This is a genomic window from Franconibacter pulveris (assembly GCF_056780215.1).
This window is the reverse complement of the sequence record NZ_CM165555.1, coordinates 3,601,119-3,616,720: the sequence shown is the minus strand read 5'-3', so window position 1 is coordinate 3,616,720 and position 15,602 is coordinate 3,601,119. Positions and strand designations below refer to the sequence as shown.

The following is a 15,602-nucleotide window of genomic DNA, read 5'->3' as shown; positions in this document are numbered from 1 at the left end:
TTCGCTTGTTTTCTTACACGACGAAACGCCTCCCATTCAGGGGAAGGTAAAAAAGAAAGCGAAGAAGAACGGTAGAAGTTTCATCAAAGATTCCTGTGTAGGCTACAGGTAAAGTACCTGCACCGTTTTTGTTCTGTCAATAAAAAACGCGCCCTGAGGCGCGTTACTGGAGCGGTTGAGTTTACTCTTCTTCTGCTTCTACGAAGCTTGCATCTTTCACTGAGGTGGTGGCGCGACGCGCTTCTCCTTTGTGCTGCACTTTGTTTAGCTGGCGCTCCAGCTTGTTGATGAGTTCATTAATGGCGGTATACATGTCGTCATGTCTGGCGCTGGCGATAAGCTGCCCGTTAGGGGTGTTGATGGTCGCATCGGCGACGAAACCCTGCGGTTCTTTTGATAAAACGATATGTGGGTTAATCAGATGCGTTTGCCATTTATCAAGTTTGGCGAGACGGTCGGTGACATGCTGGCGGATGGCCGGGGTGATATCCATTTGTTTGCTGGTAATGTTCATTGTCATAAATCTTACCTCTTGTCTTTCCGTCTTGGTAACTTCAGCATACCGCCTCGGGTGTCAATTTGTGTGATTAAGATCACTTAATTTTGTCACTTTTTGTCAATGCAGCGCTTTTGTGAGGCAGGACAGGAAGGGGGCATTTAGAACTTGTAGCCTGTGGCGAAAGCGGTCATAGTTGATAAGTTAACACTCCCGGCTGGTCTGTTCTTTTTTCATCCACTTCTTTGTGTTGCCTGTTTTTTAAACGTTTTTTCCCGCTTACCTTTTCCAGGTGCTCCACGAAAAACGCCGATTCAGTAATAATGGCGGGGTAACGCTCGCCTGAAGCTTACGGATTAAAACATTTAAAAAGGATAACTATGAGAACGCCCTTACGGCTGGCAGCGCTTTGTCGGCTCGCGGTATGTTTTACGTTGGCCTGTGGTGCAACGCCTGCTTTCGCCGCCTCATTCGACTGCGCAAAGGCTGGCACTGATATCGAACATGCTATTTGCAATACCCCGGCGCTGAACGAACTTGATGGCCGGATCGATAACTATTACGTGCGTGCTATGGCTGACCTGCCGGTCGGTCAGGCTTCCGCTTTGCGTACTGAGCAGCGCGCGTGGCTTAAAAAGCGTAATGCCTGTGCAAATAATTCCGGCGACCTTAAAGCTTGCCTGGAACCCATAATGAAAGCGCGCGCAACGGCGCTCCAGGACATTCATCATCGGGCCGCCAGCGATTTTGATGCGGCTGTAAGTCTGATCCCTGACTCTCCCGTTAATGCTGCCGATAAATTGCGGCAATACCAGACGCCGCTCGCGTCGGCATGGTTGGTTTACCTAAACCATTTTGTCCCGGCAAGCGGCGTGACGGCGCAGGAAGCTCATAAGTATCACCAGATGGCGCTTGAAGGGTTGCGGGACGACGATTTTGCTTATTCGGTGATGAAAGACATCGACAGCGATCCTAAAGAGAGCGCGGATCGCAAGGTATTGACGCTGTTGCGTATGAATATCGAGCGTGTTGATTACCAGTACGACGATGACGACGACCGGCCTTATGTGCACTGCTTTATATTCAAGGCTCATGGCGACGTGGCATATACCGCATTCGGGGGGATGTATGGTTCTTCCCGCGATGGCGGCGCGCCGGTTTGTAAGCCGCAGGATGTGATTTTCGACAATCCGGCCTGGACGGCGTTAGATAACGCTTTTTCAGATGTGCTGGCGAAGGTTAGTCAGGATGCCGGGACTATTCAGTACGCCAGCTATGCCGACTGGCGCATCTTTGATTTACACGTAACCGTGGCGCCGGAAGATTATCTGACTATGCCGAAAAAACCGGGTAAAAACGAAAGCCCGGTGGCGGAAATCCAGAACTGGAAAGATGAAAAAATCTGGCCCAAAGCGCAGCGCGAGCAAGCGCTCGCAGCGATTGAGCCTGCCCGTAAGGCAACCGCTGAATGGCTTCAGAACGATCTGGGCTGGACGGCTGAAAATGGACTTAAAGGCGCGGATAATATTGTAAACCAGTGGCTGGCTGACCGAATGATGTTTATTGATGGCTCAGGCTGGACTGGAGAGTAGCGCGGAGCGCCCATAAAAAAGCCAGCCCGCAGGCTGGCTTTTCCTGTGTCGACAGGTTTCAGGAACCGCTGTTGTTGGCCGCAATGATCTTCGCGACTTTATCCGCCTGCGCGTTGAGCTGAAGCTCGCGGTAGGCATTTTCCATCAGGCCCAGACCTTCACGGGTCGCCTGAGTATCCGGGTAATCACGCAGCATGCCTTCTACGCGGTTAACAACCGCCACCCAGGCGCCGCGGCGGGTATAATACTCAGCGACGGAAAGCTCATATTTCGCCAGGCGGTCTTTCAGGTAGACCAGGCGTTTGCTGGCGTCGGTAACATACTGGCTGCGAGGGTAGCCGCGCACCAGCTTCGAGAAATCGCGGAAGGCGTCGCGGGCGTGCTGCGGATCGCGGTCGCTGCGGTCAACGCCAAAGAAGCCCTGCAGCGCGCTGTCGTCCAGCGCCATGTTAGTCAAACCGCGCATGTAAATAACATAATCGATGTTAGGATGGGTCGGATTGAGACGCATGAAACGGTCAATAGCGGCCTGCGCCAGCGGCAGATCGGCGTTTTTATAATACGCATAAATCAGATCAAGCTGCACTTGCTGGGAGTAAGGGCCGAATGGATAGCGATTATCCAGCGCTTCCAGTTGCGTTATCGCCGCTTTCCAGTTACCGTCCTGCAACTTTTGCTGAGCAGTCGCGTAGATTTCCGAAGGCGGATTATCAGGAACCTCGTCCTTAGAACTGGAGCAACCCGCCAAAGCCAGGCTCAACGTGGCGGCTGCCACCAGATATTTCATGCGCGTCATGACTATTTGACTTTCCTCAGATGTTTGCGGGAGGTTCTGTTCCAGCTCCCGATTAAGACCAGCTACAATAGCACACTATATTAAACGGCAAAGCCGTAAAACCCAACGTTAACGAAGAAGCTGTATATGGCACAACTAGTACAACTCACCGCAACGGTGTCCGAAAAACAACTCGGCCAACGCTTAGATCAGACTTTGGCTGAATTGTTCCCGGATTATTCGCGCTCACGCATAAAAGAGTGGATTCTGGACCAACGCGTGCTGGTCAATGGCAAAATTTGCGATAAGCCGAAAGAGAAAGTGTTGGGTGGGGAGAGTGTCGCCATCAATGCTGAAATCGAAGAGGAAGCGCGTTTTGAGCCGCAAGATATTCCTCTGGATATCGTCTATGAAGATGAAGACATCCTTGTTATCAACAAGCCGCGCGACCTCGTCGTCCACCCGGGCGCAGGCAACCCCGATGGCACGGTGCTGAACGCATTGTTGCACTATTATCCGCCGATTGTTGATGTGCCGCGCGCAGGCATTGTCCATCGTCTGGATAAAGACACCACGGGTCTGATGGTGGTGGCAAAAACCGTTCCGGCGCAAACCCGGCTGGTGGAAGCGCTGCAATTGCGTGAAATTACGCGCGAGTATGAAGCGGTGGCGATTGGTCATATGACCGCGGGCGGTACGGTGAGCGAGCCTATCAGCCGCCATCCCACCAAGCGTACCCATATGTCGGTGCATCCGATGGGGAAACCTGCGGTAACGCATTACCGCATTATGGAACATTTCCGTATTCACACCCGTCTGCGCCTGCGCCTTGAAACAGGCCGCACGCACCAGATCCGTGTTCATATGGCGCATATCACCCATCCGCTGGTGGGCGATCAGCTTTACGGCGGCCGTCCTCGCCCGCCGAAAGGCGCCTCCGAGGCGTTTATTCAGGCGTTGCGTAATTTTGATCGTCAGGCGCTTCACGCCACGATGCTGCGTCTTTATCACCCCATCAGCGGTATTATGATGGAATGGCATGCGCCTATTCCGCAGGATATGGTGGAATTGATCGAAGCGCTGCGCGCCGATTTCGAAACGCACAAAGATCAAGTGGACTGGTTATGAGCAAATTGATTATCCCGCAGTGGCCGTTGCCTGAAGGCGTGGCGGCATGCAGCACCACGAGAGTAGGCGGCGTAAGTCTGTCTCCCTGGGACGCTCTTAACCTGGGCGCGCATTGCGGCGATGATCTGACGCATGTCGAAGAGAATCGCAGACGCGTTTATGAGGCGGCGAATTTCCCCTCCAAACCCGTCTGGCTCGAACAAGTGCACGGCAAGACGGTGTTAAAGCTTACCGGCGAGCCTTACGCTTCTAAGCGGGCAGATGCTTCTTACAGCAATACAGCAGGCACGGTTTGCGCGGTGATGACGGCGGATTGCCTGCCAGTCCTGTTCTGTAATAAAAGCGCTACGGAAGTGGCGGCGGCGCATGCCGGCTGGCGCGGATTATGCGAAGGCGTACTGGAAGAAACGGTTGCCTGCTTTCAGGATGAACCGCAAAACATCATGGCCTGGCTTGGGCCTGCCATTGGCCCGCAGGCGTTTGAAGTCGGGCCTGAAGTGCGTGAAGCGTTTATGGCAAAAGACGCCCAGGCGGAGCGCGCGTTTCGTCCTTTAGCTGACAAATACTTGGCCGATATTTATCAATTGGCGCGGCAGCGGCTGGCTAACGTCGGCGTTGAGCACATCTACGGCGGCGACCGCTGCACATATACCGAAAAGCGCGATTTTTTCTCATATCGCCGCGACAGAACCACGGGTCGTATGGCAAGTTTTATTTGGCTGATATAACCTATTGAATCAAGACGATCCAGTACGCGTAACTCAAACCTCTTATATTTCAGGTCATTCACCTTGAATAATTGAGGGATGACCTCATTTAATCTCCAGTAGCAATTTTGACCTGTTATGGGAGGAGTTATGCGTCTGGATCGTCTTACTAATAAGTTCCAACTCGCCCTCGCCGATGCCCAGTCTCTCGCTCTTGGGCACGACAACCAATTTATCGAACCCCTTCATGTGATGAGCGCGCTGCTCAATCAGGAAGGCGGCTCCGTGCGCCCTTTATTAACTTCAGCTGGCGTGAATGCAGGCCAGTTGAGCACCGCTATTGAGCAAGCGCTGAATCGTCTGCCGCAGGTTGAGGGCACAGGCGGCGATGTGCAGCCTTCTCAGGATCTCGTCCGCGTATTGAATCTGTGCGATAAGCTGGCGCAGAAGCGGAACGACAATTTTATCTCGTCAGAGCTTTTCGTTCTGGCGGCGCTGGAATCGCGCGGCACGCTTGCGGATTTGCTGAAAAACGCCGGTGCGACTACAGCTTCTGTTACTCAGGCTATTGATCAAATGCGTGGAGGCGAAAGCGTGAACGATCAGGGTGCTGAAGACCAACGTCAGGCATTGAAAAAATATACCGTCGATCTTACCGAACGCGCCGAGCAGGGCAAACTTGACCCGGTAATTGGCCGCGATGAAGAGATTCGACGCACCATTCAGGTGTTGCAACGCCGTACCAAGAATAACCCGGTATTGATTGGCGAGCCTGGGGTAGGTAAGACCGCTATCGTGGAAGGTCTGGCGCAGCGCATTGTTAATGGCGAAGTGCCGGAAGGGTTGAAAGGCCGCCGCGTGCTGGCGCTGGACATGGGCGCGCTGGTGGCCGGGGCGAAATACCGCGGCGAGTTTGAAGAACGCCTGAAAGGCGTGTTGAACGACCTTTCGAAACAGGAAGGCAACGTCATTCTGTTTATCGATGAGCTGCATACCATGGTTGGCGCAGGTAAAGCTGACGGCGCCATGGATGCCGGCAACATGCTGAAACCTGCACTGGCCCGCGGCGAGCTGCACTGCGTGGGCGCCACTACGCTTGATGAATATCGTCAATATATTGAAAAAGACGCTGCGCTGGAGCGCCGTTTCCAGAAAGTGTTTGTGGCGGAGCCGACGGTTGAAGACACCATCGCCATCCTGCGTGGGCTGAAAGAGCGTTATGAGCTGCATCATCATGTGCAAATAACCGACCCGGCTATCGTCGCGGCGGCTACGCTTTCGCATCGCTATATTTCAGATCGCCAGTTGCCGGACAAAGCCATCGACCTTATCGACGAAGCGGCATCCAGTATTCGCATGCAGATTGACTCGAAGCCGGAAGAGCTTGACCGCCTCGACCGCCGTATTATCCAGTTGAAGCTTGAACAGCAGGCGCTGATGAAAGAATCGGACGAGGCGAGTAAAAAACGCCTTGATATGCTGAATGAAGAACTGGCGGATAAAGAACGTCAATACTCCGGGCTGGAAGAAGAGTGGAAAGCGGAAAAAGCCTCTCTTTCGGGTACACAGACCATTAAAGCGGAACTGGAGCAGGCTAAGATCGCGATTGAACAGGCGCGCCGCGTAGGGGACCTGGCGCGAATGTCCGAGCTTCAGTACGGGAAAATTCCGGAGCTTGAAAAACAGCTGGCGGCGGCAACGCAGTCGGAAGGGAAAACCATGCGTCTGCTTCGCAATAAAGTCACCGATGCGGAAATCGCAGAAGTGCTGGCGCGCTGGACCGGTATTCCTGTTTCCCGAATGATGGAAAGCGAGCGCGAGAAGCTGTTGCGTATGGAGCAGGAGCTTCACCATCGCGTGATCGGCCAGGATGAAGCCGTCGAAGCGGTTTCAAATGCGATTCGCCGCAGCCGCGCTGGGCTCTCCGACCCGAACCGTCCAATTGGCTCCTTCCTCTTCCTGGGGCCGACCGGTGTGGGTAAAACGGAGCTGTGTAAGGCGCTGGCTAACTTTATGTTTGATAGCGACGATGCGATGGTGCGTATCGACATGTCGGAATTTATGGAGAAACACTCTGTATCTCGTCTGGTCGGCGCGCCTCCAGGCTATGTCGGTTATGAAGAGGGCGGGTATTTAACGGAAGCGGTACGCCGTCGGCCATACTCCGTTATCCTGCTGGATGAAGTAGAGAAGGCGCACCCGGATGTTTTCAACATTCTGTTGCAAGTGCTGGACGATGGACGACTGACGGATGGGCAGGGCAGAACGGTCGACTTCCGCAATACGGTTGTCATTATGACGTCAAACCTGGGGTCTGACTTGATTCAGGAGCGTTTCGGCGAACTGGACTATGCCAGCATGAAGGATTTAGTGTTGGGTGTGGTTAGCCATAACTTCCGCCCTGAATTCATTAACCGTATAGATGAGGTAGTGGTTTTCCATCCGCTTGGTCAGCGTCATATCGCCTCGATTGCGCAGATTCAGCTGCAACGTCTTTATAAACGTCTGGAGGAGCGAGGCTATGCTGTGCATATCTCCGATGAGGCGCTGCGGTTGCTTGGCGAAAATGGCTACGATCCCGTCTATGGCGCGCGTCCGCTGAAGCGCGCTATCCAGCAGCAGATCGAAAACCCGCTGGCGCAGCAGATTTTGTCCGGAGAGTTGATTCCTGGCAAAACGATTGAGCTAGTGGTGAAGGACGAGAAGATTGCAGCTGTGCAGTAAATCGCAAAATCATAAAAACGGGCCCTGCGGGGCTCGTTTTTGTTTGAAAACCAGGCAATGATGACGATCTTTTCAGCGTGATGATTGAAAAAGAAGCGGACGATAACTTTTTTCTAATTTTCACTTGTCAGCCTGAAAACAGGCCCTATAATGCGCCTCCATCGACACGGCGCTGGTGAACAACATCACACAGCGACGGTGAGTCGGAAGAGAAAAAATCCTGAAATTAAGGGTTGACTCTGAAAGAGGAAAGCGTAATATACGCCACCTCGCGACAGCAGGCTGAATGCCGCGTCGCACTGCTCTTTAACAATTTGTCAGACAATCTGTGTGGGCACTCAGGGCTGCGATATCTTAACGTCCCCGGACGATAAATGATTAGCAAGTCTCATGAGTGAACACGTAATTCATTACGAAGTTTAATTCATTGAGCATCAAACTTTAATTGAAGAGTTTGATCATGGCTCAGATTGAACGCTGGCGGCAGGCCTAACACATGCAAGTCGAGCGGTAACAGGGATCAGCTTGCTGATTCGCTGACGAGCGGCGGACGGGTGAGTAATGTCTGGGAAACTGCCTGATGGAGGGGGATAACCACTGGAAACGGTGGCTAATACCGCATAATGTCGCAAGACCAAAGTGGGGGACCTTCGGGCCTCATGCCATCAGATGTGCCCAGATGGGATTAGCTTGTAGGTGGGGTAACGGCTCACCTAGGCGACGATCCCTAGCTGGTCTGAGAGGATGACCAGCCACACTGGAACTGAGACACGGTCCAGACTCCTACGGGAGGCAGCAGTGGGGAATATTGCACAATGGGCGCAAGCCTGATGCAGCCATGCCGCGTGTATGAAGAAGGCCTTCGGGTTGTAAAGTACTTTCAGTGAGGAGGAAGGCGCGATGTTTAATACGCATCGCGATTGACGTTACTCACAGAAGAAGCACCGGCTAACTCCGTGCCAGCAGCCGCGGTAATACGGAGGGTGCAAGCGTTAATCGGAATTACTGGGCGTAAAGCGCACGCAGGCGGTCTGTTAAGTCAGATGTGAAATCCCCGGGCTCAACCCGGGAACTGCATTTGAAACTGGCAGGCTTGAGTCTCGTAGAGGGGGGTAGAATTCCAGGTGTAGCGGTGAAATGCGTAGAGATCTGGAGGAATACCGGTGGCGAAGGCGGCCCCCTGGACGAAGACTGACGCTCAGGTGCGAAAGCGTGGGGAGCAAACAGGATTAGATACCCTGGTAGTCCACGCCGTAAACGATGTCGACTTGGAGGTTGTGCCCTTGAGGCGTGGCTTCCGGAGCTAACGCGTTAAGTCGACCGCCTGGGGAGTACGGCCGCAAGGTTAAAACTCAAATGAATTGACGGGGGCCCGCACAAGCGGTGGAGCATGTGGTTTAATTCGATGCAACGCGAAGAACCTTACCTGGCCTTGACATCCAGAGAACTTTCCAGAGATGGATTGGTGCCTTCGGGAACTCTGAGACAGGTGCTGCATGGCTGTCGTCAGCTCGTGTTGTGAAATGTTGGGTTAAGTCCCGCAACGAGCGCAACCCTTATCCTTTGTTGCCAGCGGTCCGGCCGGGAACTCAAAGGAGACTGCCGGTGATAAACCGGAGGAAGGTGGGGATGACGTCAAGTCATCATGGCCCTTACGGCCAGGGCTACACACGTGCTACAATGGCGCATACAAAGAGAAGCGACCTCGCGAGAGCAAGCGGACCTCATAAAGTGCGTCGTAGTCCGGATTGGAGTCTGCAACTCGACTCCATGAAGTCGGAATCGCTAGTAATCGTGGATCAGAATGCCACGGTGAATACGTTCCCGGGCCTTGTACACACCGCCCGTCACACCATGGGAGTGGGTTGCAAAAGAAGTAGGTAGCTTAACCTTCGGGAGGGCGCTTACCACTTTGTGATTCATGACTGGGGTGAAGTCGTAACAAGGTAACCGTAGGGGAACCTGCGGTTGGATCACCTCCTTACCTTAAAGATACCTCCCTGAAGTGCTCACACAGATTGTCTGACGAAAAACGAGCAGTAAAACCTCTACAGGCTTGTAGCTCAGGTGGTTAGAGCGCACCCCTGATAAGGGTGAGGTCGGTGGTTCAAGTCCACTCAGGCCTACCAACTCTTTTGAGTTGCAGAGGTTTTAACTACTGTATGGGGCTATAGCTCAGCTGGGAGAGCGCCTGCTTTGCACGCAGGAGGTCTGCGGTTCGATCCCGCATAGCTCCACCATCACTTCAGAGTGTACTCGGTGAGTATACTGCGAAGTATTTGCTCTTTAACAATCCGGAACAAGCTGAAAATTGAAACGACATGTCGTCGCATTCCTCCGTAATAAGGAATGACGCGCGATATGTTCGAGTCTCTCAAATGCTTGCAGCACGATGATGATTCGCGAGAAACATCTTCGGGTTGTGAGGTTAAGCGACTAAGCGTACACGGTGGATGCCCTGGCAGTCAGAGGCGATGAAGGACGTGCTAATCTGCGAAAAGCGTCGGTAAGCTGATATGAGGCGTTATAACCGACGATGTCCGAATGGGGAAACCCAGTGCAATCCGTTGCACTATCGTTAGCTGAATACATAGGCTAACGAGGCGAACCGGGGGAACTGAAACATCTAAGTACCCCGAGGAAAAGAAATCAACCGAGATTCCCCCAGTAGCGGCGAGCGAACGGGGAACAGCCCAGAGCCTGAATCAGCTTGTGTGTCAGTGGAAGCGTCTGGAAAGTCGCACGATACAGGGTGAAAGTCCCGTACACGAAGACACACAGGTTGTGAGCTCGATGAGTAGGGCGGGACACGTGATATCCTGTCTGAAGATGGGGGGACCATCCTCCAAGGCTAAATACTCCTGACTGACCGATAGTGAACCAGTACCGTGAGGGAAAGGCGAAAAGAACCCCGGCGAGGGGAGTGAAACAGAACCTGAAACCGTGTACGTACAAGCAGTGGGAGCCTTCGTAAGAGGGTGACTGCGTACCTTTTGTATAATGGGTCAGCGACTTATATTCTGTAGCAAGGTTAACCGTATAGGGGAGCCGAAGGGAAACCGAGTCTTAACCGGGCGTTAAGTTGCAGGGTATAGACCCGAAACCCGGTGATCTAGCCATGGGCAGGTTGAAGGTTGGGTAACACTAACTGGAGGACCGAACCGACTAATGTTGAAAAATTAGCGGATGACCTGTGGCTGGGGGTGAAAGGCCAATCAAACCGGGAGATAGCTGGTTCTCCCCGAAAGCTATTTAGGTAGCGCCTCGTGAACTCATCTCCGGGGGTAGAGCACTGTTTCGGCTAGGGGGCCATCCCGGCTTACCAACCCGATGCAAACTGCGAATACCGGAGAATGTTATCACGGGAGACACACGGCGGGTGCTAACGTCCGTCGTGAAGAGGGAAACAACCCAGACCGCCAGCTAAGGTCCCAAAGTCATGGTTAAGTGGGAAACGATGTGGGAAGGCCCAGACAGCCAGGATGTTGGCTTAGAAGCAGCCATCATTTAAAGAAAGCGTAATAGCTCACTGGTCGAGTCGGCCTGCGCGGAAGATGTAACGGGGCTAAACCATGCACCGAAGCTGCGGCAGCGACGCGCAAGCGTTGTTGGGTAGGGGAGCGTTCTGTAAGCCGTCGAAGGTGGACTGTGAGGTCTGCTGGAGGTATCAGAAGTGCGAATGCTGACATAAGTAACGATAAAGCGGGTGAAAAGCCCGCTCGCCGGAAGACCAAGGGTTCCTGTCCAACGTTAATCGGGGCAGGGTGAGTCGACCCCTAAGGCGAGGCCGAAAGGCGTAGTCGATGGGAAACAGGTTAATATTCCTGTACTTGGTGTTACTGCGAAGGGGGGACGGAGAAGGCTATGTTGGCCGGGCGACGGTTGTCCCGGTTTAAGCGTGTAGGTGGGTGTTCCAGGTAAATCCGGTTCACTTTAACACTGAGGCGTGATGACGAGGCACCACGGTGCTGAAGCAACAAATGCCCTGCTTCCAGGAAAAGCCTCTAAGCATCAGGTAACACGAAATCGTACCCCAAACCGACACAGGTGGTCAGGTAGAGAATACCAAGGCGCTTGAGAGAACTCGGGTGAAGGAACTAGGCAAAATGGTGCCGTAACTTCGGGAGAAGGCACGCTGGTGCGTAGGTGAAGCGACTTGCTCGCGGAGCTGAAACCAGTCGAAGATACCAGCTGGCTGCAACTGTTTATTAAAAACACAGCACTGTGCAAACACGAAAGTGGACGTATACGGTGTGACGCCTGCCCGGTGCCGGAAGGTTAATTGATGGGGTTATCGCAAGAGAAGCTCCTGATCGAAGCCCCGGTAAACGGCGGCCGTAACTATAACGGTCCTAAGGTAGCGAAATTCCTTGTCGGGTAAGTTCCGACCTGCACGAATGGCGTAATGATGGCCAGGCTGTCTCCACCCGAGACTCAGTGAAATTGAACTCGCTGTGAAGATGCAGTGTACCCGCGGCAAGACGGAAAGACCCCGTGAACCTTTACTACAGCTTGACACTGAACATTGAGCCTTGATGTGTAGGATAGGTGGGAGGCTTTGAAGCGTGGACGCCAGTCTGCGTGGAGCCAACCTTGAAATACCACCCTTTAATGTTTGATGTTCTAACCTGGCGCCGTGATCCGGCGTGGGGACAGTGTCTGGTGGGTAGTTTGACTGGGGCGGTCTCCTCCCAAAGTGTAACGGAGGAGCACGAAGGTCAGCTAATCCTGGTCGGACATCAGGAGGTTAGTGCAATGGCATAAGCTGGCTTGACTGCGAGAGTGACGGCTCGAGCAGGTGCGAAAGCAGGTCATAGTGATCCGGTGGTTCTGTATGGAAGGGCCATCGCTCAACGGATAAAAGGTACTCCGGGGATAACAGGCTGATACCGCCCAAGAGTTCATATCGACGGCGGTGTTTGGCACCTCGATGTCGGCTCATCACATCCTGGGGCTGAAGTAGGTCCCAAGGGTATGGCTGTTCGCCATTTAAAGTGGTACGCGAGCTGGGTTTAGAACGTCGTGAGACAGTTCGGTCCCTATCTGCCGTGGGCGCTGGAGAATTGAGGGGGGTTGCTCCTAGTACGAGAGGACCGGAGTGAACGCATCACTGGTGTTCGGGTTGTCATGCCAATGGCACTGCCCGGTAGCTAAATGCGGAAGAGATAAGTGCTGAAAGCATCTAAGCACGAAACTTGCCCCGAGATGAGTTCTCCCTGAGACTTCGAGTCTCCTGAAGGAACGTTGAAGACGACGACGTTGATAGGCCGGGTGTGTAAGCGCAGCGATGCGTTGAGCTAACCGGTACTAATGAACCGTGAGGCTTAACCTTACAACGCCGAAGATGTTTTGGCGTGATTTGAGAAATTTCAGCTTGTGACGGATAACCACTCATGGCGAAAGCGGTGGGTGAACAGAATCTGCCTGGCGGCCGTAGCGCGGTGGTCCCACCTGACCCCATGCCGAACTCAGAAGTGAAACGCCGTAGCGCCGATGGTAGTGTGGGGTCTCCCCATGCGAGAGTAGGGAACTGCCAGGCATCAAACAGGTGAAAAGCCCATCCTCACGGATGGGCTTTTTGCTTTTCAGCGGTGCTACTTTTTTAGTTACAACATCCTAAAAAATTCGCTGAAAGAGTAAAAAAATAACCACTCGAATGAGTGGTTATTAAGATGTAGTACAACAGAAGGTAACCCTTTACGCTTTATTGCCCGGCAAAACCGTATTCATGATCTGCTGCGCCGTGTCCTTAATGACTTTTCCTGCGGAGTGGTCGCCTTTGGTCATAGAAGACATGAATGATTTTGCCTGCTGAAACGTAATATGCGGCGGTAGCGGAGCGACTTCAGGATCTGTTTTCACTTCCAGCACGACAGGACGATCGGACCCTAACGCTTCGGTCCACGCTTCATGCAGCTTATCGGGATCGTCAACAAAAATACCTTTTAGGCCAATAGATTCGGCAAATTTAGCATAAGGAACATCTGGCACATCCTGTGTGGCTTCATAACGGGGGTTCCCTTCCATTACGCGTTGTTCCCAGGTCACCTGATTCAAATCGCCATTATTGAACACACATACAATCAGACGCGGATCGGACCAGCTTTTCCAGTATTTTTGAATCGTAATTAACTCAGCAAGGTTATTCATCTGCATCGCACCATCACCTACCAGGGCGACAACCGGTTTTTCCGCAAACGCAAACTTAGCAGCAATAGCGTAGGGCACTGCTGCGCCCATAGAGGCAAGCCCGCCTGATAATGAAGAGCGCTGTCCCTGCTTCACTTTAAAGTCCCGGGCATACCAGTTAGCGCATGAGCCTGAATCAGAAGTGACGATGGCGTTATCAGGTAATAGCGGCGACATTTCCCATACCACGCGCTGCGGATTAACCGGATTGGCTTTCGCCATTGCCCGTTCTTCCATTTTTTTCCACCACTCCTGTACGGAAACAGCAATCTTTTCCTGCCATGAGCGCTCTTCTTTACGTTTAAGCAGCGGCAGCAGGGCCTGTAAGGTACTGACGGCGTCGCCATGCAGATTAACTTCAGTAGGATAGCGTAATCCGAGCATGGCGGGATCGATATCGATCTGGACGGCACGTGCCTGGCCTTCTTTCGGTAAGAATTCTGCCCAGGGAAAGCCGGTGCCAATCATGAGTAAAGTGTCGCACTCCTGCATTAGATCCCACGACGGCTCGGTACCAAGCAATCCTATACAGCCCGTTACAAACGGAGCGTCATCGGGCAAAACATCTTTACCTAACAAGGCCTTCGCCACACCTGCGCCCAATAAATTCGCTGTCTGAACCACCTCCACCGCCGCCTCGCGCGCGCCAGCGCCAATCAATATCGCAACTTTTTTACCATCGTTAAGGATATCAGCAGCGCGCTGCAGATCGTATTGATGAGGGATGACATGCGGGCGTTGATAGCCAGGCCCTGAATGCGTAAAACCATGCGCATGCTGAGGTTCTTGCCACTCTTCATCCTGAATATCTTTTGGCAGAATAAGCACCGTTACGCCATTAGTAGCGGTAGCGATACGCACCCCGCGGTCCACCAGATGGCGAACCTGTGAGGGCGTCGCCGCTTCCTGTACAAAGCTTGCTACATCGCTGAATACGCGGTCGAGGTTAAGCTCTTGTTGATACGTGGCGCCGCGGGCCGTTGCTTCCGCCTGACCGGCGATGGCGATGACCGGCATATGGTCCATTCGCGCGTCATACAGGCCTGTCAGCAAATGGGTGGCGCCAGGGCCGCCCGTTGAGAGGCAAACGCCAGGCTCGCCGGTGAATTTAGCGTGAGCGCAGGCCATAAATGCGGCCATCTCTTCATGCCGAACCTGAATAAACTCAATGCCGTTTCCTGCTTTCTCTGCACGCTGCAGCGCGCCAAGCACGCCATTAATGCCATCGCCCGGATAGCCGTAAATCCGGGTTACTCCCCATGCTTTTAACCGTTCTACAAAAAAGTCACTCGTCATCTTCGTCATTATTTTGCCTCGCTTCAGGTGGTACGTGACGGCGTTCAGCCTGAGCTGCGCTCGAACCTTTAGTCTGTTCGAGAATAGTTCACTTAAAGCAAATGGGCGAAAAAGGGGGAGTTCTCCGAAGGCTGCTATGGTTAAAAGAACAATCACAACGGAGAGCCGCCGGTGCGCAAAGAATTTGATTACCAGCAGGATTTTACTAATACCGATTTTCGCCAGCATCCTGAGCTGTATCAGGTAGGACGGGGCGAGCAGGGTGTGTTGCTGGTTGAGCCTTATAAGAGTGAAATTCTGCCCTGGTGGCGTTACAAGGATCCGGAGTCCGCTCAAAAGTCAGCGGAGAAAATTTATGCGCTGTTTGAGGCATACCGGGAAAAAGATGACTTCGTCGGCATGGACATGGCGCGGAAATTTATTCAAATGGGGTATACCCGCGCACGGCGCTACGCCAACTACAAAGGCGGCAAGAAATATGATGAAGAGCGCCAGTTAATGCCGCGCGGCAACGATCCGGTCAAAGCAGCAGCGGCGGCGATATTTAAGACGTGGTGGGATCGCATACGCGCCGATGAAGATTATCTTCGTCGTAAAAAAGCACATCAAGAAAAATGGGGATAAACAGGGGCTTTCAGGGGACGTAAAATGTTCAGCGCTTCACAGAATTAATAGCCAACAAATAATTAACACTT

General features: G+C 53.0%; 9 protein-coding genes, 2 tRNA genes, 3 rRNA genes and 1 other annotated feature (1 of these 15 only partly in view). Of the genes, 10 read left to right on the top strand and 4 right to left on the bottom strand.

Annotation, left to right across the window (positions count from 1 at the left end; translation table 11 throughout):
* Nucleotides 1-85 (bottom strand) — a sequence feature (Phe leader region) (it extends 41 nt beyond the left edge of the window).
* Nucleotides 37-84, bottom strand: coding sequence for a pheA operon leader peptide PheL (gene pheL, locus ACU4F7_RS17060; RefSeq protein WP_121497579.1), 48 nt, complete (start codon nt 82-84; stop codon nt 37-39). It overlaps the preceding feature by 48 nt.
* Before the next feature lie 96 nt (nt 86-181).
* On the bottom strand, nt 182-520 hold the full coding sequence (raiA, locus tag ACU4F7_RS17055; RefSeq protein ID WP_029589839.1) for a ribosome-associated translation inhibitor RaiA: 339 nt from the start codon (nt 518-520) through the stop codon (nt 182-184).
* A gap of 356 nt (nt 521-876) precedes the next feature.
* Between raiA and ACU4F7_RS17050 the strand changes: the two genes are divergently transcribed.
* Nucleotides 877-2,088 (top strand): lysozyme inhibitor LprI family protein, encoded by a 1,212-nt coding sequence (locus tag ACU4F7_RS17050; protein ID WP_481637404.1) that lies wholly within the window; start codon nt 877-879, stop codon nt 2,086-2,088.
* 58 nt (nt 2,089-2,146) lie between these two features.
* On the opposite strand, the gene bamD is transcribed toward ACU4F7_RS17050, so the two are convergent.
* Nucleotides 2,147-2,884, bottom strand: a complete 738-nt coding sequence (gene bamD, locus ACU4F7_RS17045) for an outer membrane protein assembly factor BamD (RefSeq protein ID WP_024556472.1) — start codon at nt 2,882-2,884, stop codon at nt 2,147-2,149.
* 126 nt (nt 2,885-3,010) lie between these two features.
* Here bamD and rluD point away from each other — a divergent pair, with 126 nt between their 5' ends.
* The 8 genes from rluD (at nt 3,011) to rrf (ending at nt 12,961) form a co-directional block, all read left to right on the top strand.
* On the top strand, nt 3,011-3,991 hold the full coding sequence (gene rluD, locus ACU4F7_RS17040; RefSeq protein WP_029589836.1) for a 23S rRNA pseudouridine(1911/1915/1917) synthase RluD: 981 nt from the start codon (nt 3,011-3,013) through the stop codon (nt 3,989-3,991).
* Nucleotides 3,988-4,719, top strand: coding sequence for a purine nucleoside phosphorylase YfiH (gene yfiH / locus ACU4F7_RS17035; protein ID WP_029589835.1), 732 nt, complete (start codon nt 3,988-3,990; stop codon nt 4,717-4,719). The genes rluD and yfiH overlap by 4 nt, the downstream gene beginning before the upstream one ends.
* A gap of 129 nt (nt 4,720-4,848) precedes the next feature.
* The gene (gene clpB / locus ACU4F7_RS17030; protein WP_024556475.1) at nt 4,849-7,422 is read left to right on the top strand and encodes an ATP-dependent chaperone ClpB; all 2,574 of its coding nucleotides are present in this window, start codon (nt 4,849-4,851) and stop codon (nt 7,420-7,422) included.
* A 442-nt stretch (nt 7,423-7,864) separates the two neighbouring features.
* Nucleotides 7,865-9,406, top strand: a 16S ribosomal RNA gene (locus ACU4F7_RS17025).
* A 68-nt stretch (nt 9,407-9,474) separates the two neighbouring features.
* Nucleotides 9,475-9,551: transfer RNA gene (locus ACU4F7_RS17020), tRNA-Ile, on the top strand.
* 35 nt (nt 9,552-9,586) lie between these two features.
* A tRNA-Ala gene (locus tag ACU4F7_RS17015) sits at nt 9,587-9,662 on the top strand.
* Between the two features lie 186 nt (nt 9,663-9,848).
* A 23S ribosomal RNA gene (locus ACU4F7_RS17010) occupies nt 9,849-12,754 on the top strand.
* 91 nt (nt 12,755-12,845) lie between these two features.
* Nucleotides 12,846-12,961: ribosomal RNA gene (rrf, locus tag ACU4F7_RS17005) — 5S ribosomal RNA — on the top strand.
* Together the 16S, 23S and 5S rRNA genes with 2 tRNA genes alongside form the textbook arrangement of a ribosomal RNA operon.
* Before the next feature lie 158 nt (nt 12,962-13,119).
* On the opposite strand, the gene ACU4F7_RS17000 is transcribed toward rrf, so the two are convergent.
* Nucleotides 13,120-14,916 carry a thiamine pyrophosphate-requiring protein gene (locus ACU4F7_RS17000; protein ID WP_481638749.1) on the bottom strand — a complete coding sequence of 599 codons (1,797 nt, stop codon included), beginning with the start codon at nt 14,914-14,916 and terminating at the stop codon, nt 13,120-13,122.
* A gap of 162 nt (nt 14,917-15,078) precedes the next feature.
* Here ACU4F7_RS17000 and ACU4F7_RS16995 point away from each other — a divergent pair, with 162 nt between their 5' ends.
* The gene (locus ACU4F7_RS16995) at nt 15,079-15,531 is read left to right on the top strand and encodes a DUF4385 domain-containing protein (RefSeq protein ID WP_481637403.1); all 453 of its coding nucleotides are present in this window, start codon (nt 15,079-15,081) and stop codon (nt 15,529-15,531) included.
* Nucleotides 15,532-15,602: the final 71 nt, after the last annotated feature.